Genomic DNA, 22,465 nt, shown 5'->3' with positions numbered 1-22,465 from the left:
GGGCCGACCGGCGCCGGGCCGGGCCGGAACACTCGCGCGTGCCGCATGCTTGAGGTATGGAGTTCCTCGGAACCGGCCGGACAGGCGTGAGGGGAGGGCACGGGAAGTGACCGCGAGTGCGACCGCTCACAGTGCGCATAACGCTTCTGTGCAGAACCAGGGCCGCGATGCGGCGAAACGCAGGGGCCCGGTGCACCATGGACCGATGCGCGACGACGAGAACTCGCCGATCGGCGCCCTCGTCCAGCGCGCCGTCGAGGGGGACGACCAGGCCACGCACGACCTTCTCGCCCACGTGCACCCTCTCGCTCTGCGCTACTGCCGCACCCGGCTGACCCGGCTGCCCGGCGACGCCCGCCACTTCGTGGACGACCTGGCGCAGGAGGTGTGCCTGGCGGTGCTCTGCGCGCTGCCCCGCTACCGCGACACCGGCAAGCCCTTCGACGCCTTTGTGGTCGCCATCGCCCAGCACAAGGTCGCCGACCTTCAGCGGGCCGCCATGCGCCACCCCGGCAGCACGGCCTTCCCCTCCGACGAGATGCCCGAGCGGCCCGACGACTCGCTCGGCCCGGAGGAGCGCGCCCTGCTGAGCAGCGACGCCGAGTGGGCGAAGAAACTCCTCGCCAACCTCCCGGAGCACCAGCGCGAACTGGTGCTGCTCCGGGTCGCGGTGGGGCTCTCGGCCGAGGAGACCGGCCAGATGCTCGGCATGTCCCCGGGGGCCGTGCGCGTCGCCCAGCACCGGGCGCTCAGCAGACTGCGTGCGCTGGCCGAGCAGTAGGCTCGTCGCCGCCGTCGGCCCCGTGCCGGGTCCGGTGAGGATCACCCGTCCGGCCCGCTAGCATGGACGTCCGCGCCGCGCAAGCATTGGGAAGGTGTCATGACAGGCAACATCGACGGAGTGCCCGCCAAGTTCGCCATGCTCGGGCTGACCTACGACGATGTGCTCCTGCTGCCGGGCGAGTCGGACATGGCCCCGCAGGACATCGACACCTCCTCGCAGGTCTCCCGCAACGTCCGGGTCAACGTGCCGCTGCTGTCCGCCGCGATGGACAAGGTCACCGAGGACCGCATGGCCATCGCCATGGCCCGTCAGGGCGGCGTCGGCGTGCTGCACCGCAACCTGTCGATCGAGGACCAGGCCGCCCAGGTCGACCGGGTCAAGCGGTCGGAGTCGGGCATGGTCACCGACCCGATCACCATCGGGCCCGACGCGGACCTGCGGGAGGCGGACGCGCTGTGCGGCCGCTTCCGGATCAGCGGTGTGCCGGTGACCGACGGCACGGGCAAGCTGCTCGGCATCGTGACCAACCGCGACATGGCCTTCGAGCTGGACCGCAGCCGTCAGGTCCGTGAGGTCATGACGCCGATGCCGCTGGTCACCGGCAAGGTCGGCATCTCCCGCGGCGACGCCATGGAGCTGCTGCGCCGGCACAAGATCGAGAAGCTGCCGCTGGTCGACGGCGAGGGCGTGCTCAAGGGCCTCATCACCGTCAAGGACTTCGTCAAGGCGGAGAAGTACCCGGACGCCGCCAAGGACGCCGAGGGCCGTCTGCTCGTCGGCGCGGCGGTCGGCGTCGCCGGCGACGCGTACGACCGCGCGCAGGCCCTGATCGAGGCGGGCGTCGACTTCGTCGTCGTGGACACCGCGCACGGCCACTCCCGGCTGGTCGGCGACATGGTCGCCAAGATCAAGGCCGACTCGTCGGTCGACGTGGTCGGCGGCAACGTCGCCACCCGCGAGGGCGCGCAGGCCCTGATCGACGCGGGCGTCGACGGCATCAAGGTCGGCGTCGGGCCCGGCTCCATCTGCACCACCCGCGTGGTCGCCGGCATCGGCGTCCCGCAGGTCACCGCGATCTACGAGGCCTCGCTCGCCGCCAAGGAGGCCGGTGTCCCGGTCATCGGTGACGGCGGCCTGCAGTACAGCGGCGACATCGCCAAGGCGCTGGTCGCCGGCGCCGACACGGTGATGCTCGGCAGCCTGCTTGCCGGCTGCGAGGAGTCCCCGGGCGAACTGCTCTTCATCAACGGCAAGCAGTTCAAGTCCTACCGCGGCATGGGCTCGCTCGGCGCCATGCAGACCCGCGGCGACCAGCGTTCCTTCTCCAAGGACCGCTACTTCCAGGAGGATGTCGGCGCCGACGACAAGCTGATCCCCGAGGGCGTCGAGGGACAGGTGCCCTACCGCGGCCCGCTGGGCGCCGTCGTCCACCAGCTCGTCGGTGGCCTGAAGCAGTCCATGTTCTACGTCGGCGGCCGGACCGTGCCGGACATGAAGGAGCACGGTCGCTTCGTCCGCATCACCGCGGCGGGGCTCAAGGAGAGCCACCCGCACGACATCCAGATGACTACCGAGGCGCCGAACTACTCGCGGCGCTGAGCCGCCCGTACCGGCTCGTCCCAGCCCGCGGCCGTCCGGCCGCGGGCTGCGGCGCGTCGGGGATACTGGCACCGCACTCGCAGACGGAAGGGCCCACACGTGACTGAGATCGAGATCGGACGCGGGAAGCGCGGCCGCAAGGCGTACGCGTTCGACGACATCGCCGTCGTCCCGAGCCGGCGCACGCGCGACCCGAAGGAGGTCTCGATCGCCTGGCAGATCGACGCCTACCGCTTTGAGCTGCCCTTCCTGGCGGCCCCCATGGACTCCGTCGTCTCCCCGCGGGCCGCCATCCGCATCGGCGAACTCGGCGGCCTCGGCGTGCTCAACCTCGAGGGCCTGTGGACCCGTTACGAGGACCCCGAGCCGCTCCTCGCGGACATCGCGGAACTGGACGAGGCCGAAGCCAACCGCCGCATGCAGGAGATCTACGCCGAGCCGATCAAGGAGGAGCTGATCGGCCGCCGCATCAAGGAGGTGCGCGACGCGGGCGTCGTCACCGCCGCCGCGCTGTCGCCGCAGCGCACCGCGCAGTTCTCCAAGGCCGTGGTGGACGCCGGCGTCGACCTCTTCGTCATCCGCGGCACCACCGTCTCCGCCGAGCACGTGTCGGGCCGGGCCGAGCCGCTGAACCTCAAGCAGTTCATCTACGAGCTGGACGTCCCGGTGATCGTCGGCGGCTGCGCCACCTACACCGCGGCGCTGCACCTGATGCGGACCGGCGCGGCGGGCGTGCTCGTCGGCTTCGGCGGCGGTGCCGCGCACACCACGCGGAACGTGCTGGGCATCCAGGTGCCGATGGCCACGGCCGTCGCCGATGTCGCTGCCGCACGGCGCGACTACCTCGACGAGTCCGGCGGCCGGTACGTGCACGTGATCGCCGACGGGGGCGTCGGCTGGTCCGGCGACCTCCCGAAGGCGGTCGCCTGCGGCGCGGACGCGGTGATGATGGGCTCCCCGCTCGCGCGCGCCACGGACGCGCCCGGCCGCGGCCACCACTGGGGCATGGAGGCCGTCCACGAGGACGTGCCGCGCGGCAAGCGGATGGACCTGGGCACCGTCGGCACGACGGAGGAGATCCTCCTCGGGCCCTCCCACACGCCGGACGGGTCGATGAACTTCTTCGGAGCCCTGCGGCGTGCGATGGCGACGACCGGCTACTCCGACCTCAAGGAGTTCCAGCGCGTCGAGGTCACGGTCGCGCGCTCGCGCTGATCCTGGTGCCGTCGTCGCGGCTCAGAGCCGGTGCGCCGCGCCCGTCGGGCTGACGCCGCGGGTGTCCAGCAGGAGCTGGGACTTGGCCGCCAGACCCTGGAGGTCGTAGACGCGGTGGTTCTGCAGCAGCACCGTCAGGTCGGCCGCCCCCGCGGCCTCGTACAGCGAGTCGGCGCGGGGGACGGCGACCCCTCCCGCCTCCCAGCGCTGCACGTACGGGTCGTGGAAGCCGACCTCCGCGCCCAGGTCGCGCAGCCGGCTCGCGATCTCCTCGGCGGGCGAGCCGGCCCGGTCCGCCAGGTCGGCCTTGTAGGTGACGCCCAGCAGCAGCACTCGCGCGCCGCGCGCGGACTTGCCGTGTTCGTTGAGGAGCGCGGCGGCGCGCTGCGTCACGTAGCGCGGCATGCGGGCGTTCACCTCCTGTGCCAGTTCCACCATCCGCAGCGGGTAGCCGAGCGAACGGCTCGGGTATGACAGGTGGTTGGGGTCGATGGGCACGCTGTGGCCGCCCACTCCGGGCCCCGGCCGGAAGGCATGGAAGCCGAACGGCTTGGTCTCCGCGCAGCGGATCACGTCCCACAGGTCGACACCGATGTCGTGGCAGAAGACGGCCATCTCGTTGATCAGCGCGATGTTGATCTGCCGGTAGTTGGTCTCCAGCAGCGCGGCCGTCTCCGCCTCGCGCGGCCCGCGCGCGCGGACGACCTTCTCGGTGAGCCGGCCGTAGAAGGCCGCGGCGGCCTCCGTGCAGGCGGGGGTGAGGCCGCCGATCACCTGGGGGATGCGGGCGAGGTCGGCCCCCGCCCCGTCCCCCGGGTCGAGACGGTCGGGGGCGTAGGCGAGGTGGAAGTCGCGACCGGCGCCGAGCCCGGAGCCGTCCTCCAGCACGGTGCGCAGGAACTCCTCCGTGCTGCCGGGGTAGACGGTGGACTGGAGCACCACGGTGGTGCGCGGCCGCAGTACCGGTGCCAGCGTGCGGGCGGCCTCCCGGACCGGGCGCAGGTCGAGCGTGCGGTCGGCGCCGAGCGGGGTGTCGACGCAGATCACGACGGTGCGGACGCGGCCGAGGACGGCCGGGTCGCCGGTGGTGCGGAAGCCCTGGGAGAGCATCCGACGCAGTGCGGGCGCGGTGAGCGAGCCGTCGGCGGGCGCCCGGCCGGCGGCCAGGTCGGCGACGGTGCGCGGGTCCGGGTCGCAGCCGATGGTGCCGATACCTGCGGCGGTCGCGGCCCGGGCCAGCGGGAGACCCGAATGGCCCAGACCGAGTACGGCGAGATCTGCGCGCATGGTTGCGGGCATCCCCTTCCCCGGTGATCGGTGGCGACGCGTGCGGACCGGCGCTGACCGGCCCGGCGCGGAGCCGAGTGGCGAAGACAGCTCTGTCAGGTTAAGGGCCTATATGACAGATATGTGGTATTGCTCCGCGTGGCAGTCCCGGTGAACAGCCGAAGTGGCGCGAATGGGGGACCATCGACAGTGACGGGGAAGGGATACGACAGCGTCACCCGATGTGACGCGGGTAGCGACACCGAGACACCGCAACGACAGCGGCCGAGGACGACCGGACCGAACCCCGAGGAGGACGCGGTGAGGACAGCGACACTGGGACCGGAGCAGCGCACCGAGGCGCTGGCGAGGATGGCCGAGCGCGAGCTGGACGTGCTCGTCGTCGGCGCGGGCGTGGTCGGCGCGGGCACCGTTCTGGACGCGGCGACCCGCGGCCTGTCCACCGGCATCGTGGAGGCGCGGGACTGGGCCTCCGGTACGTCCAGCCGTTCCAGCAAGCTGATCCACGGCGGTCTGCGCTACCTGGAGATGCTGGACTTCGCGCTGGTCCGGGAGGCACTGAAGGAACGCGGGCTGCTGCTGGAGCGGATCGCGCCGCACCTGGTGAAGCCGGTGCCGTTTCTCTACCCGCTGCAGCACAAGGGCTGGGAGCGGTTCTACGCCGGTTCGGGCGTGGCGCTCTACGACGCGATGTCGCTGTCCTCCGGGCACGGACGCGGGCTGCCGATGCACCGTCACCTCTCCCGTCGGCGCGCGCTGCGCGTGGCCCCCTGCTTGAAGAAGGACGCTCTCGTCGGCGCTCTGCAGTACTACGACGCGCAGATGGACGACGCCCGTTACGTCGCCACGCTCGTCCGTACGGCCGCCCGCTACGGCGCGCACGCCGCCAACCGGGCCCGGGTGACCGGCTTCCTGCGCGAGGGTGAACGCGTCGTCGGCGCCCGCGTGCAGGACCTGGAGCAGGGCGGCGAGTACGAGGTCCGCGCCAAGCAGGTCGTCAACGCGACCGGCGTGTGGACGGACGACACGCAGGCGCTGATCGCCGAGCGCGGCAAGTTCCACGTCCGCGCGTCCAAGGGCATCCACCTGGTGGTGCCCAAGGACCGCATCAACTCCACCACCGGCCTGATCCTGCGGACCGAGAAGAGCGTCCTCTTCGTCATCCCGTGGGGCCGGCACTGGGTCGTCGGCACCACGGACACGGACTGGGACCTGGACAAGGCGCACCCCGCCGCATCGAGCGCGGACATCGACTACCTGCTCGAACACGTCAATTCGGTGCTCGCCACTCCGCTGACGCGGGACGACGTGGAGGGCGTGTACGCGGGCCTGCGGCCGCTGCTGGCCGGCGAGTCGGAGGCCACCAGCAAGCTCTCCCGGGAGCACACCGTCGCCCACCCCGTGCCGGGGATGGTCGTGGTCGCGGGCGGCAAGTACACGACGTACCGGGTGATGGCCAAGGACGCGGTGGACGAGGCGGTGCACGGGCTGGACCACCGGGTCGCGGACTGCTGCACTGAGGACGTGCGGCTGGTCGGCGCCGAGGGGTACCGCGCGATGTTCAACGCCCGCGCCCGCATCGCCGCCCGCACCGGCCTGCACGTGGCCCGGGTCGAGCACCTGCTGGGGCGTTACGGCTCGCTCACCGAGGAGGTGCTGGAGCTGATCGCCGGGGATCCGAAGCTGGGCGAACCGCTGCCCGCGGCCGACGACTATCTCAAGGCGGAGATCGTCTACGCCTGCACCCACGAGGGCGCCCGCCACCTGGACGACGTACTCACCCGTCGTACGCGGATCTCCATCGAGACCTTCGACCGCGGGACGCGCAGCGCCCACGAGTGCGCGGAGCTGATGGCTCCGGTGCTCGGCTGGGACGCCGAGCAGATCGACCGCGAGGTCCAGCACTACCGGAAGCGGGTGGAGGCCGAACGGGAGTCGCAGCGCCAGCCCGACGACCTCACCGCCGACGCCGCCCGCCTGGGCGCGCCGGACATCGTGCCGCTCTGACGCCGCCGCCCGGGCCCGCCGGCCCTCGGGTCCCGGGCCGCGTGCGGCCGGCCGGAGCGGCCGGCCGGGCGCACGCGGCCGCCGGTCAGTGCCCCTCGTGCTGCTTCGCCAGCGACGGGCCGTAGTTGGGGATGTTGGCACCCACGCCGACCGTCACGCTGCCGTTGTACGCGGTGCCCTGGTACGGGGCACCGCCGGCTGCGAACTGCCAGCCGCCGATCACGGCGCCGTGCACGTTGATGTAGCTGTCGCCGCTCAGCAGCGAGAAGTGCACGTGCGGGCCGCTGGACGCGCCGCCGCAGGAGACGTCGTTGCCGATGTGGCCGAGGGCGGTGCCGGCGCCCACCGAGGCGCCCTGCGGCGTGATGTTGTTGACCAGGTGGTAGTAGTCCGTGGACAGGCCGTTGTCGTGGTAGATCCGGATCCAGCCGCGGTAGCCGCCGGAGGCGCACATCGCGTACGCCACGCCCCCGCGGGCCGCGCGGGCGATGCCGTCGCCGCCGGAGAAGTCCAGGGAGCTCCACGCGCCGCCCGCCCCGACGCCGAACGGGTGCGGCCCGCCGGTCCAGGTCCAGGTCTGGCCCACCGCCCACGGCAGCGTCAGCCCGGTGTTGGCGAACCCGGCGGCGCCCTGCGGCTCACGGGTGCCGACCTTGCCGAGGACCGACCGTTCCTGCGCGGAGAGCAGCGTGCCGGGCGCGCGCTCGACCAGCGTGCGGAACTCCGCACTGCCCTCAAGCGCGACGTCCCACGCGCCGCCTTCGGCCCGCGCGACGTACAACCAGCCCTCCGGCGAGGCGTGCTTGTCCGGCGGCGCGGTCAGGACGGTCGAGCCGAAGGCCCACCGGCCGTCGCCGGCCCGCCGTTCGACGGCGACCTGGCTCTCGCGGGAGTCGGCTGCCAGCCGTGCCGTGGTGGCGTCGGCGCGGCCGAGCGTCGCCTCGGCGACGGAGCTGCGCAGTGTGCCCGAGGGCGGGGCCTCGGCGGGCTCCGCCCCGGCGGGGGCGGCGGTGCCGACGAGGACGGAGAGGGCCGCCGCCAGTGCGGCGACGCCGGCGCGGAGGCGGAACCGCCGTGCGCCGTCGCGCGGGGCGCGTCTCGGGCGGGGGGAAGGGGACGGTGCCATGTGGGGCTCGCTTTCACGAGAGTGTGGGGGGCGCGGTGCCGCATTGGGGTGATGTGGACATGCCACTTGTACACGTCGTGCGCCCCGAGCAGAAGGACGCGGGCGGAAGACGGCACGCGCCTCCCGCCCGCCCTGGTGCGGCAGCCGTCCCGCCCTTCAGGACGCCGCGCCGCACTCCCGTCACCGCGCCGGAGGCGCGGTCGGCGGTGTCCGTGCGCCTCGTCCAGCAGCGGCTCGAGGTGCTCGCCCACCCCGCGAGGATGCGGCTCGCCCGCTTCCTCGCCCGCGCGCCGTACACGACGGGGGAGTTGGCCGAGTCGATGGGCATCAGCGCGCCGGAGGTGTTTCGGCATCTGACGCAGATGCGCAAGGTGGGTCTGCTGACCACGCGCCGCCGCGGCCGGTACGTGCTGCACCAGCTCGACCTGCGGGTCGTGGTGCGCCTGGGCGCGGACTACCTGGAGGGCGTGCTGCGGTAGCCGCCCCGGTGCCCGCCGGGGGAGGGGACGACGGGACGGTCCTGTGCCCGCCGTGCGGGGGCCCGTTGGGCACCTGCCCGCGTGCACGCGGTCCCTTGAGGTAGGCCACAATGGGTATCCGCCGAGGAGTCGGCCGCTTGAGGGGAAGCAAGGGGTTTCATGGGCCAGGACGTTGAGGAGGGCCGCCTCGTCGGCGGCCGTTACCGGCTCGAGGGTGTGCTGGGCCGCGGCGGCATGGGAACGGTGTGGCGCGGCACGGACGAAACCCTGGGCCGCACGGTCGCGGTGAAGGAACTGCGGTTCCCGTCGAGCGTGGACGAGGACGAGAAGCAGCGCCTCATCACCCGCACCCGGCGCGAGGCGAAGGCCATCGCCCGCATCCGCAGCGGCAGCGCCGTCACCGTGTTCGACGTCGTGGACGAGGACGACCGCCCGTGGATCGTCATGGAGCTGGTCGAGGGCGGCTCGCTGGCCGACCGCATCCGCACGGAGGGCCCGCTGACGCCGCGCCGGGCCGCCGAGGTGGGTCTCGCGGTCCTCGACGTGCTGCGCGCCGCACACCGCGAGGGCATCCTGCACCGCGACGTGAAGCCGTCCAACGTGCTGATGGAGGAGGGCACCGACCGCGTCGTGCTCACCGACTTCGGCATCGCCAAGGTCGAGGGAGACCCCTCTATCACCTCGACCGGCATGCTCGTCGGCGCCCCCTCCTACATCTCGCCCGAACGCGCCCGCGGCAAGCCGCCGGGTCCGCCCGCCGACCTGTGGTCCCTGGGCGGACTGCTGTACGCGGCCGTCGAGGGGCGCCCGCCCTACGACAAGGGCTCTGCGCTCTCCACGCTGACCGCGGTGATGACCGAGCCGGTGCCGCCGCCGACGAAGGCCGGCGAACTCACCGACGTGCTCTACGGGTTGCTGGAGAAGGACCCCGAGAAGCGGCTGGACGTCGACGGCGCGTACACCCTGCTGGACGCCGTGGCGTCCGGCGCCGCCGCCGTGCCCGAGGTGCCCGACGCCACGCGCACGGTCATGCTGCCGCCCGCTCCCGAGGACGGGGACGCCGGCGACGGGAAGTCCGGTGAGGACGCGAAGGGCTCCGCCGCGTCGCCCTGGTCGCGCGGCACCACCAGCGGGCGCAACGCGACCCGCGGCGGCAGTACGCGTTCCGGCGAGCGGCTGCGCGGCGCCCTGAAGTCCGCACGCGCCGCCGCTGCGGCCGACGCGGCCTCGGGCTCCGCCTCGACGGGAGCGGCGGACGAGGGGGCGACCCCGGAGAAGAAGGACGGCGCGGAGGAGAAGTCCGGCGAAGGCGTCGTCGCGGCCCACGCCTCCGGCCCGGGCGACGCCCCCGGACCAGTCGCGAGCCAGGCCGGCGGCCCCGCTCCCGCACGCTCCGGGGGCGACCTGCTCGCCACGCTCAAGAGCCCCGGCGGCAAGCGGGCCCTGATCGTGGCCGGAGTCCTCGTGACCGTGCTGGTGATCATCGGCGCGGTGATCGCCAACGGTGACGACGACGGCGGCAGCGGCAGCGGTTCGGGCACCGGCGACGGCGGCAACAGCGCCGGCAAGGACCCCGGCAAGAAGGACGAGAACGCCGACAACGGCACCTCCGGCACGGGCGAGGGCGGCGAGAAGCCGGCGCCGGACCCCACACCGAGCAGTGACGACGAGCAGGACGACGGCGAGGGCGGCGACGACGGCGCGGGCCAGGACGGCGCCCGCCTCCCCGAGGGATACACCACGGTGGAGAACTCCCGCTTCCACTTCTCGCTGGCGATGCCCGAGGGCTTCGAGATGTACGGCGAGGCGGGTCGCGGTTCGGGCGCCAAGTACCGGCCGGCAGACGGCGGTTACCCGCGCATACAGGTCGACTACACGGGCCGCCCCGGTGACGACGCACTGGCGGCCTGGGAAGGGCTCGAGGGGGCGACCCGCAGTCAGAGCACCGACTACAAGCGCGTGAGCATGGAAGAGGCCGAGTGGCGCGACTACCCGACCGTCGCCGACTGGGTCTTCGAACGCACCGAGGACGGCCAACGGGTACGGGTGATCAACCGCGGCTTCAAGGTGGACGACGGCCAGGGCCACGCCATCCTGGTGACCTGCAAGGCCGACGCGTGGGACGGCGAGGCCTGCACCACTCTGCGCGAGACCGCCTTCGAGACCTTCCGGCCGCGCTGAGGTCCGTCCGGTCCGGGACAGACGTCACGATCCGTGCGCGGGCGGCGGCGTGACGCCGCGACAGCACGTATCGTGAGAGTTCGTGGACCGTACGCATCCGCAACATGACGGAAGCCGAACGGTTTCGACAGGCTCTGCTCGGCACGGTGGGGAGGCGCTGTGGACGACGACGTGGAGTACGCGGGACGGCTCCTCGCCGGACGCTACCGACTGCCGCACGTGGCCGACGACTTCGCCGAACCGGCCAGCACTCCGGCGTACGACACGGCCAGCGGCCAGGAGGTGCTGGCCCGCCGGGTCCTGCTGCCCGAAGTCGTCGAGGCCGAGTTCCTGGACGACGGGCCTCCCGGCCGGGCGGGTGCCAACGGGGGGAGCGCCGGGGCGACCCGGCAGCCCTCCGACCCGGCGGTGCGCCGCGCCGTCGAGGCGGCCCTCGCCGCGTCCCGCATACCCGACCATCCACGGCTGGACCAGGTCTTCGACGCCTTCGTGGAGGGCGACGCGCTGTGGGTGATCAGTGAACTCCTGCCCGCGCGGCCGCTGTCCGAGCTGATCGCCGCCCGTCCGCTCGCCGCTCACCGGGCGGCGGAGATCGCCGCCGACGTGCTGGCCGCGCTGCGCACGGTGCACGCCCACGGATGGGTGCACCGCAACGTCACCGCCCGCACGGTGCTGGTCTGCGACGACGGGCGTGCCGTCCTCACCGGCCTGGCCGCCGGGGCGGCGGAGGAGGCGCTGTGCGGCCACGACCCGCTCCCCGACCCTTCGCGCTCCACCGCCGAACCGCGCGGCGGGATACCGCCCGCCGCCCAGCCGGGCCGCCCGGCGCCGGCGGACACCGCCGCGCTCGCCCGCGCCGTGCCGGGTCTTCCCAGCGCGGCGCAGAGTCCCCTGCCCGCGGGCTTCCACCGCGACGCGCCGCACGCCCTCGCCGCGCGCCAGCACCAGCACCAGGACCAGGACCAGCACCGGGAGCAGCACCGGGAGCAGGACCGCGACCGGGACCAGCGAGGGCCGCTGCCCGCGACGTTCGCCGGCCCGGATGCGCCGGGCACGGCGGAGTTCGGCGACGGGACTGCGGACGCCGTGCCCGTGCCCGGCCGGGAGGGAATCTTCGGGTTCGAGGGCGCCGACTCCGGCGGCGGACCCGCCGCCCGTGCCGCCCGGCGCGGAGCCATCGCGGCCTACCGGGCCGGCGCGCAGGCGGCCACAGCCCGGGTCGCCGCCGAGGCGCAGCAGCGTCGGGGCGCCGACTGGTGGACCAAGGATTCCGGCCCCTCGGCGGACGATCCCGGCAGCGGACCGCATGACCCGTATGCCCCGTACGGACCGCACGGCAGCCCGTACGCCCCGGCAGACCGGGGCCCGGAGGCGCACGGTACGGACCCGCACGGTCCGGCCGCGCTGCCCGGCCCGCGCCGGGCCCCCGGCCGTTCCGTGCCGACACCGTGGGCGCCCGAGCAGCGGGACTCCGTGCCGGACGTCCCGGGCGACGAGGAGGCAGCCGCAGGGACGGAGCACGCCGAACGCCACCGCGGCCCCACCACCTCGCTCGCCGCCGAACGGGCCCGCCAGGCGCGGATGACGATGGTCGGTGCGACGACCGAACGCTGGGCGCCCGAACAGGCCGGACCGGTCCACGAAAACTGGCGCCTTGCGCCGCCCGTCGGCCCGTCGGCCGACCTGTGGGCCCTCGGCGTCCTCCTCTTCCGCGCCGTCCAGGGCCACGCGCCCTACCCGGAGGACGACGTCGCCGAACTGGTGCAGATGGTGTGCGCCGAACCGCCCGCGTTCGCCGAGGAGTGCGGCCCGCTGCGTCCGGTCGTTGAGTCCCTGATGCGCCAGGACCCCACCGAGCGGCCCGACTTCGAGGTGCTGCGCGGCTGGCTGCGGTCGCTGATCCGCTCCGCACCGGAGCCGGACGTCGGCCGCTACACGCTCACCGCGCCGCCGTCCCTGGAGGCCGGCCGCCCCGCCGACCCGCGCCGGCTGCCCGTCAAGCGCCGCCGCGGCGAACTGGTCCGCAGGAGGCGTACCGGCCGCGGACCGCGCGGCGGCGCGCGGCGTACGCAGCGCCACGCGCCGGCCGCCCCGCGCCCCGCTGCCCGGCGGGAACGCGCGGCGCGTCCCGAACCCGCGCCGCGGCAGCCGCAGGAGTCACGCCCGCCGCGCCCCGTCCGGGCGCCGAGGGCAGGCGGTACCGGCCGCAGCCCGAAGAGCCTGGGCCGGCTCCTCCTCGGGGGCGTGCTGCTGTTGCTCACTGCGGCCGTGCTGTACGCGATGTGGTTCATGCCGAAGCAGGACACCGTGGACGACGGCAGCCGCCGCAGCTCGCTGGAACAGCCCGAGGCGCCGCCCGCGTCCGGCGGGCCGGCGCCCGGGGAGACGGCGGGGCAGCCGGACGACGAGCGGGAGCCGTCGGGGGAGACCGCGCCGCAGACCTCCGAACCGGCCGCCCCCGCAGACGGCTTCCGCCTGCACGAGGATCCGACGGGCTTCCGCATCGCGGTGCCTGAGGGATGGGACCGCAATGCCCCGAACGGGCGCGGCCAGGTGCGGTTCGACAGCGGTGAGTTCGAGATGGTGGTCGTCAAGGGTCGTGATTCGACGGAGAAGTTCGGCAGCGACCCGATGGCGTACCAGAGCGACGGCGAGCGCGAGCTGGAGCCGTTCCGCACCTCTGACTGGTCGTCGGCCTCCGGGCTGCGGCGCATCGACGTGGGCGACACGGCGATGGCCGAGGGCACCTACACCTGGCAGGACGCCAGCGGGCGCGACGTCTACGTGCGGAACCGGGCGATGATCCTCGACGGCCGGTACCACCTGGTGCTGGTCATCGGCCCGGACGACGAGCGTGACGCGGTCGACCGCTGGTTCGAGGGCGCCGCCGACACCTACCGCGTCCTGCGGTAGCCCCTCCGGACCGCCGGGGTCGCGAGTCAGGGTCGCCCGTTCTTCCAGTCGGCTGTCCTCGTCCCGCGTCCGCCACTCCCGGTTTCCGTCGCCACGGCGTGCGGCCGGCCCGTCGGCGTCCGGGCCCGGGGCGGGGCGGCGCCCCCACTCTCCGGCCGCTCTCCGTCGCGGCGGGGAGACCGTGCCAGTGTCCACTGGCGTGATGGTAAAGCTCCGGTGAAGACGGTTACCGACGGGTATACACGTGGCACCCGCGACCGTACTCTGCGCGCATGACGGACTCGCAGGACACGGTCAGCCCGCCCCCCGCCGCCGACACCGCCCCGGCCGAACCGGACCGCGGTAATCCGGTCGCGGAGGCGCCGGACGGGGGCGCTGGCGGGCGGACTGCCGCCGACGTCGTCACGCCCGACGTCGTCGCACGCCTCACCCGCGCCGTCGTCGGCTCCCAGCGCACCGTGAACCACTGCCCGCTCACCGGCGAGGTGCTCGCTCGGCTGCCGGAGTCCACACCCGGCGACGTGCTCACCGCCTTCGAGCGGGCGCGTGCCGGCCAGACGGCGTGGGCGGCCCGTAGCGTACGGGAGCGCGCGGCCGTCCTGCTGCGCTTCCACGATCTCCTCCTCGCCCGCCAGGACGAGGTGCTGGACCTGATCCAGCTGGAGACCGGCAAGGTGCGGCTGCACGCGCACGAGGAGGTGCTCGCCGTCGCCGTAGCGGCCCGCCACTACGGCCGCAAGGCTCCGGCGTACCTGCGGTCGAAGGGCCACACCGGCGCCATCCCGGTGCTCACCAAGGTCACCGAGCACCGTCACCCGCGCGGCGTCGTCGGCCAGATCGCGCCGTGGAACTACCCGCTGGAACTGTCCGTCGGCGACGCCCTCCCGGCCCTCGTCTCCGGCAACGCGCTCGTCATGAAGCCGGACACCGAGACCGCGCTGACCGCCCTGTGGGCGCGGGAGCTGCTGGTCGAGGCGGGGCTGCCGCCCGAGGTGTGGCAGATGGTGATCGGTGACGGCCCGGTCGTCGGTCCGGTCGTCGTCGCGCAGGCCGACTACGTGTCGTTCACCGGCTCTACCCGCACCGGCCGCGAGGTCGCACAGAACGCGGCCGCCCGTCTGATCGGCTGCTCCCTCGAACTCGGCGGCAAGAACGCCATGCTGGTGCTGGAGGACGCCGACCTCGACAAGGCCGCGGAGGGCGCCGTCCGTGCCGCGTTCTCCTCCGCGGGCCAGCTGTGCATCTCCGTCGAACGGCTCTATGTCCACGAGTCCGTCGCGGACGCCTTCCTGGAGAAGTTCGTCGCCCGCACGAAGGCCGTACGGCTCGGCCGGCACCTCGCGTTCGGCGCCGAGATGGGCTCGCTGGTCTCACAGCGGCAGTTCGAGCTGGTCACCGAGCACGTCGGGGAGGCCGTCGCCAAGGGCGCCACCGTGCTGACCGGCGGCCGCGCCCGGCCCGACGTCGGCCCGCTCTTCTTCGAACCGACCGTCCTCGACGGGGTGGAGCCGTCGATGACGCTGTGCACCCAGGAGACCTTCGGCCCGGTGGTCTCCGTCTACCGCGTCTTTGACGAGGACGAGGCCGTCCGCCGCGCCAACGCCACCCCGTACGGCCTGAACTCCAGCGTGTGGAGCCGTGACGGGCGCCGCGCCCGCCGCGTGGCCGCCCGGCTGCGCACCGGCACCGTGAATGTCAACGAGGGCTACGCGCCCGCGTACGGCAGCGTGCAGGCGCCCATGGGCGGCATGGGGGAATCCGGCATCGGGCGGCGCCACGGCTCCGAGGGCATCCTCAAGTACACCGAGCCGCAGACCGTCGCCCACCAGCGCGTGCTGCCGATGGCGCCGTCGATGGGGATGAGCGACGCCTCGTACGCCGCGTTCATGAACGTGTCCCTGAAGGCCCTCAAACTGCTCCGCTTCCGCTGACCCGAAGGAGACGTGCTCAGTGTCAGCCCCCCAGCCAGCCCCCCAGCATGCGTACGACTACGACGTCCTCGTCGTCGGCTCCGGCTTCGGCGGTTCGGTCTCCGCGCTCCGGCTCACCGAGAAGGGCTACGCGGTGGGCGTCCTGGAGGCGGGCCGCCGCTTCACCCGGGAGAGCCTGCCAAAGAACTCCTGGGACGTGAAGAACTACCTGTGGGCCCCGGCCCTCGGCCTGTACGGGATCCAGCGCATCCACCTGATGGACAACGTCATGATCCTGGCCGGCGCCGGGGTCGGCGGCGGCTCCCTCAACTACGCCAACACCCTCTACGTGCCGCCGCCCGCGTTCTTCCAGGACCGCCAGTGGGGCGCGATCACCGACTGGCAGGAGGAGCTGAAGCCGCACTACGACCAGGCGCAGCGCATGCTCGGCGTCCGCCTCAACCCGACGATGACGCCGTCCGACGTCCACCTGAAGGCGGCGGCCGAGAAGATGGGCTGCGGCGACAGCTTCCACCTGGCGCCGGTCGGGGTCTTCTTCGGCGACGGCGAGGACGCCGACGGCTCCGTGCGTGCGGACGCCGGAACCGTGGTCTCGGACCCGTACTTCGGCGGCGCCGGACCCGACCGCCGCGCATGCAACGAGTGCGGCGAGTGCATGACTGGCTGCCGGCACGGCGCCAAGAACACCCTCAACGAGAACTACCTGCACCTCGCCGAGAAGGCCGGGGCCGTCATCCACCCGATGACCACCGTCACCGAACTGCGGGAGGACGGGAACGGCGGCTTCGAGGTGGGCACCGTGCCCACGGACCGGCGGAAGGCGAAGCCCACCGTGCTGCGCGCCCGCCGGGTGGTGGTCGCGGCCGGCACCTACGGCACGCAGACGCTGCTGCACCGCATGCGCGACACCGGAGCCCTGCCCCACCTGTCGCAGCGGCTCGGCGAGTTGACCCGCACCAACTCCGAAGCCCTCGTCGGCGCGCAGACCGCCGGCCGCCGCTACCGGAAGAAGTACGGCAAGGAGGCGAAGCTCGACTTCACCCGTGGCGTCGCCATCACCTCCTCCGTCCACCCGAACGAGAACACCCACATCGAGCCGGTCCGCTACGGCAAGGGCTCCAACGCGATGGGCGCCCTCACCACCCTCCAGGTGCGGCACGGCACCCGCCTGCCGCGCGCCCTCGCGCACGTGGTCACCCACCTGCGGCACCCGGTGCAGACGCTGCGCCTGCTGTCCAAGTGGAAGTGGTCCGAGCGCATCATCATCGGCCTGGTCATGCAGACCCTGGACAACTCGCTGACCACGTACCGGAAGACGAAGGGCCCGGGCAAGGGTCTGCTCACCGCCCGGCAGGGACACGGCGCGCCCAACCCGCTCTACATCCCGGAGGGCGCGGAGGCCGCCCGGCGGCTGGCCGACGAGATCAACGGCTTCCCCGGCAGCAACATCGGCGAGGTCATGGGAACCCCGCTCACCGCGCACTTCCTCGGCGGCTGCCCCATCGGCGCGGACGCCGACAGCGGCGTCATCGACCCGTACCACCGCCTGTACGGCCACCCCGGCATCTCCGTCGTCGACGGTGCCGCCGTCTCCGCGAACCTGGGCGTCAACCCGTCGCTGACCATCACGGCGCAGGCCGAGCGCGCCATGTCGCTCTGGCCGAACAACGGCGACGCCGACCCCCGCCCCGAACAGGGCACGGAGTACGTGCGGCTGGCGCCGGTGCAGCCGTCCGCCCCCGCCGTGCCCGAGGACGCCTTCGGCGCGCTGCGGCTGCCGCTGCTCCCGGTCCCCTCCGTTCCGCCGAAGTCCGCCCCCGCAGAAGGAACCTGACCGCTCGTCGGCCCTCAGGGCCGGCGGCGGGCGGCGAGACGGAGGGCGGCTGCCCCGAGGGCGACGGCCGTCAGGCTCGCCAGGGCGACCAGCGGGAGACCGGGTCCGGAGCCGGTCTCCGCCAGCGCGCCGTCCGGCAGGGCGGCCTCCGTGCCCGCGTCCGTACGGGTCGCCGGGCGCAGCACGGCCGGGGCACGGCCGCCCTGTGGACGTACGTCCGGGGCGGTGGCGGCCGCGTACGTGGAGGTGATCTCGAAGCGGTACCACTCGTCGTCCTGCCGGCAGAGCGGGCTGCCGGGTGGACCGTCCGCGACCCAGCGGGTGCTGAACGCCAGGGCGCCGGCCGCACCGGGAGGAGTGTCCGGCGCGAGCAGGAGGCGCAGCCGCATCTCGTAGGTGCGGCCGGCCTCGACGTCCGTGTACGCGTACACGCCGCCTCCGGACGAGGCGTCCTGCCAGGTGTCGGCGCCCCAGTCGAAGTACTGCACGACGACGTGGCGTTGGGCGGCGAGCCAGTCGCTCGCGTACAGACCGTCGCGGAAGGCGACGGCCAGGCCGAACTGCACCCGGGTCGCGTCGGCGCCCTCGGTGTTGTCGAGGGTCACCGTGAACGGCTCGGTGGTGGCGCCCGCGCGTACGACGGCGGGGAGCCCGGACACGCTCACGTCGAAGTCCGCCACGTCGCAGACCTCGCCGGGCAGGTCCTCGTCGGCGTCCGCGCCGGGGCTCCGGCTCGGTTCTCGGCTTCCGCTCGGCGAGGGGCTTCCGCTCGGCGAGGGGCTTCCGCTCGGGGTGGGGCTGCTGGGCGGAGGGCTCGAACTCGGGGGTGTGGGCGGCACGCTGGGCGTCGTCGTCGCGTCGGGGGAGGCCGGGGGCGTCGCCGTCGGGGTATCCGGCTCCGGCGCCGTGGTGCTAGGCGACGGAGTGGGTGTCGGGGATGTCGTGCGCGTGCCGGGCGGCCCGGCCGTGGCGGACCGGGTGGGCGAACCGTCCACCGTGGGTGTGGCGTCGGCCGTCGCGGACCCGGCCGGTGCTGTCACGGAGAGGCACGCGAGAACGCCGGTTGCGGCGGCGGACAGGAGCGCGCGGCGCAACTGCATGATGTTCTCGTCCCGTTCGTGGAAGGGAGTTGGGCGCGGCGCGAGGCGGCGCCCGGCTTGTCCCGGTGCGCAGTACGGTAAGGGCCACTGACGTCCCTGTCAGCCCGCGTGACGCACCCGGTCCGTCCTGCGCGTGAGCGGGCACCCGGCATTACGGGCGACTCGGGGCGGTTGCTCTCGATCCCGCCCATTCCCCTGTGATTCATGCCACGTCGCCGTCGTTCCCTTCGACGGGATGCGCCCCCACGTCGGCGCGTCGGCCGCCGGGTCCGGAGCTGCCAGGGCCCCGCGGCGGCGGCCGGGGGGTGGGGTGGCCGTGTCGCGGGGCCCTGGGGTGTGCGTCGGCGTCAGGGCGGCGCCGACGCCGGAGGCGGCGCCGGGGAGGGGGAGGCGCCGCCGGCTTGTCGGACCGGCGTGTGCGGAGCGTCGTCCGCGGAGCGGTCGGTCCAGGGCGTCCCCGGGACCGACCGCTGTACCCCTGCCGCAGCAGGGGATCGCGACCGGGCTGCTGTCCCCTGCTGTCCGGTCACGTCACCGGAGCGAGGTCCCACGACGCGCGTTCCCCTGCAGGGGTGCACGGGCGTCTCATCGCTCCGATGGCACCGCCCCTCTGCCGCCGGGCCCAGTCGGCACAAGGACACCCGGCCCAACGAAGCCCGCGCGGGCCGGTCACGCACCGTACGGGTGAGTCGCGGGGCGCGGTGTGTACGCCGGGCCGGGAGCGGATGGCGCGATCAGGCGCGTCCGCGGCTGAGTTCGAGCAGGGTCATCGCCATGGTCGTGCCGGGCCTGCCCAGTTCGTCGCGGTAGCGGGCGAGGATCTCCATCTCGCGGGCGAGGTGGACGCGGCGACCGCCGGAGGCGATGCGCGCGCGCTGGATGCCGGCCGAGACCGTCATCCGTTCGCGTACCAGGGCGATGATCTGTTCGTCCAGGGCGTCGATGCGGCCCCGGCCGTCGTCGATCTGCCCGGCGGGCGGCTCGGTTCCGTGCGCGGTGCCGGTCGCCCTGGTAGTGGTCGCCGTCGTGGCGGCGGTCGTGCTCATCCGAGATGGCTCCTCGCTCCGGGCCTGCGCCCGGATCGGTCGGGGGAGGAGCCCCGTCCCGCCACGCCCCGGGACGGGAAACGCGAGGCGCCCCGGGCCGTGGCCGGCCCGGGGCGCCTATAGGTTCGCGTATCAGCTCACGCGGCGACCATGGCAGCCGGACGGGCCGGTGCCATAGGTAAACCAGAAGGTCGTGTGCGTGTGCATGCGCCCCAGTGTGCCACCGCCCCGCGTCGTGTCCACCGGACGTCTCACCCTGCGGGACGCCCGGGCGGCGCCGGCAGGGTGCGTGCGAGCGGCGCCGGGGCCCGCACCGGGGCGGCCGGAGGCGTGTCCCCACCCCGCTAGACTGGGCCGCACACCCCCGCTCCACCGCCGAAAGGCCACCCGTGCGCGACACCGCCCAGACCGCCGCCCCGGAAACCGTGCTGGTCGTCGACTTCGGCGCGCAGTACGCCCAGCTCATCGCCCGCCGGGTGCGCGAGGCCCGGGTCTACAGCGAGGTCGTCCCGTCCACCATGCCGGTGGCGGAGATGCTCGCCAAGGACCCGAAGGCGATCATCCTCTCCGGCGGCCCCTCCTCCGTCTACGCCGAGGGCGCACCCTCCCTCGACCGCGCGCTCTTCGAGGCGGGCGTCCCCGTCTTCGGCATGTGCTACGGCTTCCAGCTGATGGCGCAGGCGCTCGGCGGCACCGTCGACAACACCGGCAGTCGCGAGTACGGGCGCACCGACCTGCACGTCTCCCGGTCCGGCTCGACCCTCTTCGAGGGCACCCCGGACGAGCAGCAGGTGTGGATGTCGCACGGCGACGCCTGCTCCGCCGCACCGGAGGGCTTCGCGGTCACCGCGTCCACCGACATGGTGCCGGTGGCCGCGTTCGAGAACGACGAGCGGCAGCTCTACGGCGTGCAGTACCACCCCGAGGTGATGCACTCCACGCACGGCCAGCAGGTGCTGGAGCACTTCCTCTACCGGGGCGCGGGCCTCACCCCGTCCTGGACGACCAGCAGCATCGTCGACGAGCAGGTCGAGGCCATCCGGACGCAGGTCGGCAGCAAGCGCGCCCTCTGCGGACTTTCCGGCGGCGTCGACTCCGCCGTCGCCGCGGCGCTCGTGCAGAAGGCCATCGGCTCCCAGCTCACCTGCGTCTACGTCGACCACGGCCTGATGCGTCAGGGTGAGACCGAGCAGGTGGAGAAGGACTTCGTCGCGGCCACCGGCGTCCAGCTCAAGGTCGTCGACGCCGCCGACCGCTTCCTCGGCGCGCTCGCCGGGGTCTCCGACCCGGAGCAGAAGCGGAAGATCATCGGCCGCGAGTTCATCCGCGTCTTCGAGCAGGCCCAGGCCGAGCTCGTCGCAGAGGCCGGCGCGCAGGGCGGGGCCGCGGGGGAGTACGCGTTCCTCGTCCAGGGCACGCTCTACCCGGACGTCGTCGAGTCCGGCGGCGGCACCGGCACGGCGAACATCAAGTCCCACCACAACGTGGGCGGGCTCCCCGAGGACCTGGAGTTCGAGCTGGTCGAGCCGCTGCGGAAGCTGTTCAAGGACGAGGTCCGGATGGTCGGCCAGGAGCTCGGGCTGCCGGAGGAGATCGTCCAGCGCCAGCCGTTCCCCGGCCCCGGCCTGGGCATCCGCATCGTCGGCGAGGTCACCCGCGAGCGCCTGGACGTCCTGCGCGCCGCCGACGCCATCGCCCGCGAGGAGCTGACCGCCGCCGGACTGGACCGCGAGATCTGGCAGTGCCCGGTCGTGCTGCTCGCCGACGTCCGCTCCGTCGGCGTCCAGGGCGACGGCCGCACCTACGGCCACCCGGTCGTGCTGCGGCCCGTCTCCTCCGAGGACGCGATGACCGCCGACTGGTCCCGCCTCCCGTACGACGTGCTGGGCCGCATCTCCACCCGCATCACGAACGAGGTCCGCGACGTCAACCGCGTCGTCCTCGACGTCACCAGCAAGCCCCCGGGCACCATCGAGTGGGAGTGACCGGGCCGCCGCCCACCCTCTCCCCGGTCAAACGCCCCCGCCACCGCTCACTCGTTCGAGCGGTGGCGCGGGCGTTTCCGCCGCTACTCTGAGGCGTACGGCCGAGAATCCCGTCCATGGGAGGAACCATGACCGCCGAACCGCTGCCTTCGTGGGCCTACCCGCCCCCTGGGGGGTTCACCGCGGACGACCTCGACCGAATCCCCGACCTCCCGCCGCACACCGAGCTGATCGACGGGAGCCTCGTCTTCGTGAGCCCGCAGAAGTACTTCCACACGCTCGCGATGTACCTGTTCGAGTCGGGCCTGCGCCGGACGGCCCCACCGGAACTCGCCTTCTGCCGCGAGATGTCCGTCGTGCTGGGCAGGCGCAACCGCCCGGAACCCGACATCACGGTCGTCCGCGCCGAGGCGGTCACCGCAGCGGCCGAGGAGACGGGACACGTGCCGGAGGACGTGGTGCTGGCGGTGGAGATCGTCTCTCCGGACTCCGAGGAGCGGGACCGCAAGCGGAAGCCGCAGTTGTACGCCGAGGCGGGCATCCCCCACTTCTGGCGGGTGGAGAAGGGCGAGGGGCGTCGCCCGGTGGTCTACGTCTACGAGCTGGATCCGGCGACCCGCGCGTATGTGCCGACCGGCATCCACCACGACCAGCTCAAGCTGTCGGTGCCGTTCACGATCGACATCGACCTCACGGAGATCGACCGCCTCTAGCCCTCCCCGGTCGGGCCGGCGTAGGCGCCTGCGCGGGCGGCCGCCGCGGCGGCTTCGGCGGCGCGGACGGCGGCGGCCTTCTCCACCGCGTCCCCGGGGGCGAGCATCCGGTAGCCGGATGGTCGCCGGAACCGGAGCACGCGGTGCTCCTCGGACGCGGCGAGCGAGAAGGAGGCGCCGTACCCGTACTTCCCCTACCGGCGGCAGGAGGCTTCGCCCGGCTCGACCCGCCGCTGGTGTCGGGGCCGGGGCGGTGCTCTAGGCG

At 73.6% G+C, this 22,465-nt stretch carries 15 protein-coding genes and 1 pseudogene; 11 read left to right on the top strand and 5 right to left on the bottom strand.

Going from position 1 to position 22,465, the window contains the following annotated elements:
• Positions 1-205 precede the first annotated feature (205 nt).
• The 3 genes from E4198_RS09465 to E4198_RS09455 all read left to right on the top strand — a co-directional run bounded on the left by E4198_RS09465 (position 206) and on the right by E4198_RS09455 (position 3,598).
• A complete protein-coding gene (locus tag E4198_RS09465) occupies positions 206-781 on the top strand; it encodes a sigma-70 family RNA polymerase sigma factor (protein ID WP_027763332.1) in 576 nt (191 codons plus the stop codon).
• A 99-nt stretch (positions 782-880) separates the two neighbouring features.
• The gene (guaB, locus tag E4198_RS09460) at positions 881-2,383 is read left to right on the top strand and encodes an IMP dehydrogenase (RefSeq protein ID WP_136182782.1); all 1,503 of its coding nucleotides are present in this window, start codon (positions 881-883) and stop codon (positions 2,381-2,383) included.
• 99 nt (positions 2,384-2,482) lie between these two features.
• Complete coding sequence (locus tag E4198_RS09455; RefSeq protein WP_136182781.1) at positions 2,483-3,598, top strand: GuaB3 family IMP dehydrogenase-related protein; 1,116 nt, start codon at positions 2,483-2,485, stop codon at positions 3,596-3,598.
• Between the two features lie 21 nt (positions 3,599-3,619).
• On the opposite strand, the gene E4198_RS09450 is transcribed toward E4198_RS09455, so the two are convergent.
• Positions 3,620-4,885, bottom strand: coding sequence for a nucleotide sugar dehydrogenase (locus tag E4198_RS09450; protein WP_136182780.1), 1,266 nt, complete (start codon positions 4,883-4,885; stop codon positions 3,620-3,622).
• A gap of 300 nt (positions 4,886-5,185) precedes the next feature.
• On the opposite strand from E4198_RS09450, the gene E4198_RS09445 reads away from it, so the two are divergent.
• Entirely contained in the window at positions 5,186-6,892 is a 1,707-nt protein-coding gene (locus tag E4198_RS09445) for a glycerol-3-phosphate dehydrogenase/oxidase (RefSeq protein ID WP_136182779.1), read from the top strand.
• Between the two features lie 85 nt (positions 6,893-6,977).
• On the opposite strand, the gene E4198_RS09440 is transcribed toward E4198_RS09445, so the two are convergent.
• Positions 6,978-8,018 (bottom strand): M23 family metallopeptidase, encoded by a 1,041-nt coding sequence (locus E4198_RS09440; protein ID WP_136182778.1) that lies wholly within the window; start codon positions 8,016-8,018, stop codon positions 6,978-6,980.
• A 209-nt stretch (positions 8,019-8,227) separates the two neighbouring features.
• Here E4198_RS09440 and E4198_RS25385 point away from each other — a divergent pair.
• From E4198_RS25385 to E4198_RS09415, 5 genes and pseudogenes are all read left to right on the top strand, one after another.
• A pseudogene (locus tag E4198_RS25385) lies at positions 8,228-8,497 on the top strand (metalloregulator ArsR/SmtB family transcription factor); the annotation flags it as partial.
• A 159-nt stretch (positions 8,498-8,656) separates the two neighbouring features.
• A complete protein-coding gene (locus E4198_RS09430) occupies positions 8,657-10,678 on the top strand; it encodes a serine/threonine-protein kinase (protein ID WP_136182776.1) in 2,022 nt (673 codons plus the stop codon).
• Positions 10,679-10,837: 159 nt separating this feature from the next.
• Complete coding sequence (locus E4198_RS09425) at positions 10,838-13,591, top strand: protein kinase (RefSeq protein WP_136182775.1); 2,754 nt, start codon at positions 10,838-10,840, stop codon at positions 13,589-13,591.
• A 272-nt stretch (positions 13,592-13,863) separates the two neighbouring features.
• Positions 13,864-15,522, top strand: coding sequence for a succinic semialdehyde dehydrogenase (locus E4198_RS09420; protein WP_136182774.1), 1,659 nt, complete (start codon positions 13,864-13,866; stop codon positions 15,520-15,522).
• 19 nt (positions 15,523-15,541) lie between these two features.
• Entirely contained in the window at positions 15,542-17,356 is a 1,815-nt protein-coding gene (locus E4198_RS09415; protein WP_136182773.1) for a GMC family oxidoreductase, read from the top strand.
• Between the two features lie 14 nt (positions 17,357-17,370).
• On the opposite strand, the gene E4198_RS09410 is transcribed toward E4198_RS09415, so the two are convergent.
• Both E4198_RS09410 and E4198_RS09405 read right to left on the bottom strand, forming a co-directional pair.
• Positions 17,371-18,036, bottom strand: coding sequence for a hypothetical protein (locus E4198_RS09410; RefSeq protein WP_136182772.1), 666 nt, complete (start codon positions 18,034-18,036; stop codon positions 17,371-17,373).
• Between the two features lie 1,154 nt (positions 18,037-19,190).
• Positions 19,191-19,502 (bottom strand): chorismate mutase, encoded by a 312-nt coding sequence (locus tag E4198_RS09405; protein WP_136182771.1) that lies wholly within the window; start codon positions 19,500-19,502, stop codon positions 19,191-19,193.
• Positions 19,503-19,891: 389 nt separating this feature from the next.
• On the opposite strand from E4198_RS09405, the gene guaA reads away from it, so the two are divergent.
• Together guaA and E4198_RS09395 are read left to right on the top strand one after the other, a co-directional pair.
• Entirely contained in the window at positions 19,892-21,487 is a 1,596-nt protein-coding gene (guaA, locus tag E4198_RS09400; RefSeq protein ID WP_136182770.1) for a glutamine-hydrolyzing GMP synthase, read from the top strand.
• Positions 21,488-21,615: 128 nt separating this feature from the next.
• On the top strand, positions 21,616-22,200 hold the full coding sequence (locus E4198_RS09395) for a Uma2 family endonuclease (RefSeq protein ID WP_136185285.1): 585 nt from the start codon (positions 21,616-21,618) through the stop codon (positions 22,198-22,200).
• Here E4198_RS09395 and E4198_RS09390 read toward each other — a convergent pair.
• Positions 22,197-22,340 carry a hypothetical protein gene (locus E4198_RS09390; RefSeq protein WP_281727975.1) on the bottom strand — a complete coding sequence of 48 codons (144 nt, stop codon included), beginning with the start codon at positions 22,338-22,340 and terminating at the stop codon, positions 22,197-22,199. The genes E4198_RS09395 and E4198_RS09390 overlap by 4 nt on opposite strands.
• Between the last annotated feature and the right edge of the window lie 125 nt (positions 22,341-22,465).

This window comes from Streptomyces sp. RKND-216, assembly GCF_004795255.1.
GTDB classification, from domain to species: domain Bacteria; phylum Actinomycetota; class Actinomycetes; order Streptomycetales; family Streptomycetaceae; genus Streptomyces; species Streptomyces hazeniae.
This window is presented reverse-complemented; position numbering and strand designations above follow the sequence as displayed.

What these genes read in the sequence shown, in the direction of transcription:
- E4198_RS09465 (WP_027763332.1), top strand. Translation starts at nt 206, where the DNA reads ATGCGCGACGACGAGAACTCGCCGATCGGCGCCCTCGTCCAGCGCGCC.
- guaB (WP_136182782.1), top strand. Translation starts at nt 881, where the DNA reads ATGACAGGCAACATCGACGGAGTGCCCGCCAAGTTCGCCATGCTCGGG.
- E4198_RS09450 (WP_136182780.1), bottom strand. Translation starts at nt 4,885, where the DNA reads ATGCGCGCAGATCTCGCCGTACTCGGTCTGGGCCATTCGGGTCTCCCG.
- E4198_RS09440 (WP_136182778.1), bottom strand. Translation starts at nt 8,018, where the DNA reads ATGGCACCGTCCCCTTCCCCCCGCCCGAGACGCGCCCCGCGCGACGGC.
- E4198_RS09430 (WP_136182776.1), top strand. Translation starts at nt 8,657, where the DNA reads ATGGGCCAGGACGTTGAGGAGGGCCGCCTCGTCGGCGGCCGTTACCGG.
- E4198_RS09420 (WP_136182774.1), top strand. Translation starts at nt 13,864, where the DNA reads ATGACGGACTCGCAGGACACGGTCAGCCCGCCCCCCGCCGCCGACACC.
- E4198_RS09405 (WP_136182771.1), bottom strand. Translation starts at nt 19,502, where the DNA reads ATGAGCACGACCGCCGCCACGACGGCGACCACTACCAGGGCGACCGGC.
- E4198_RS09395 (WP_136185285.1), top strand. Translation starts at nt 21,616, where the DNA reads ATGACCGCCGAACCGCTGCCTTCGTGGGCCTACCCGCCCCCTGGGGGG.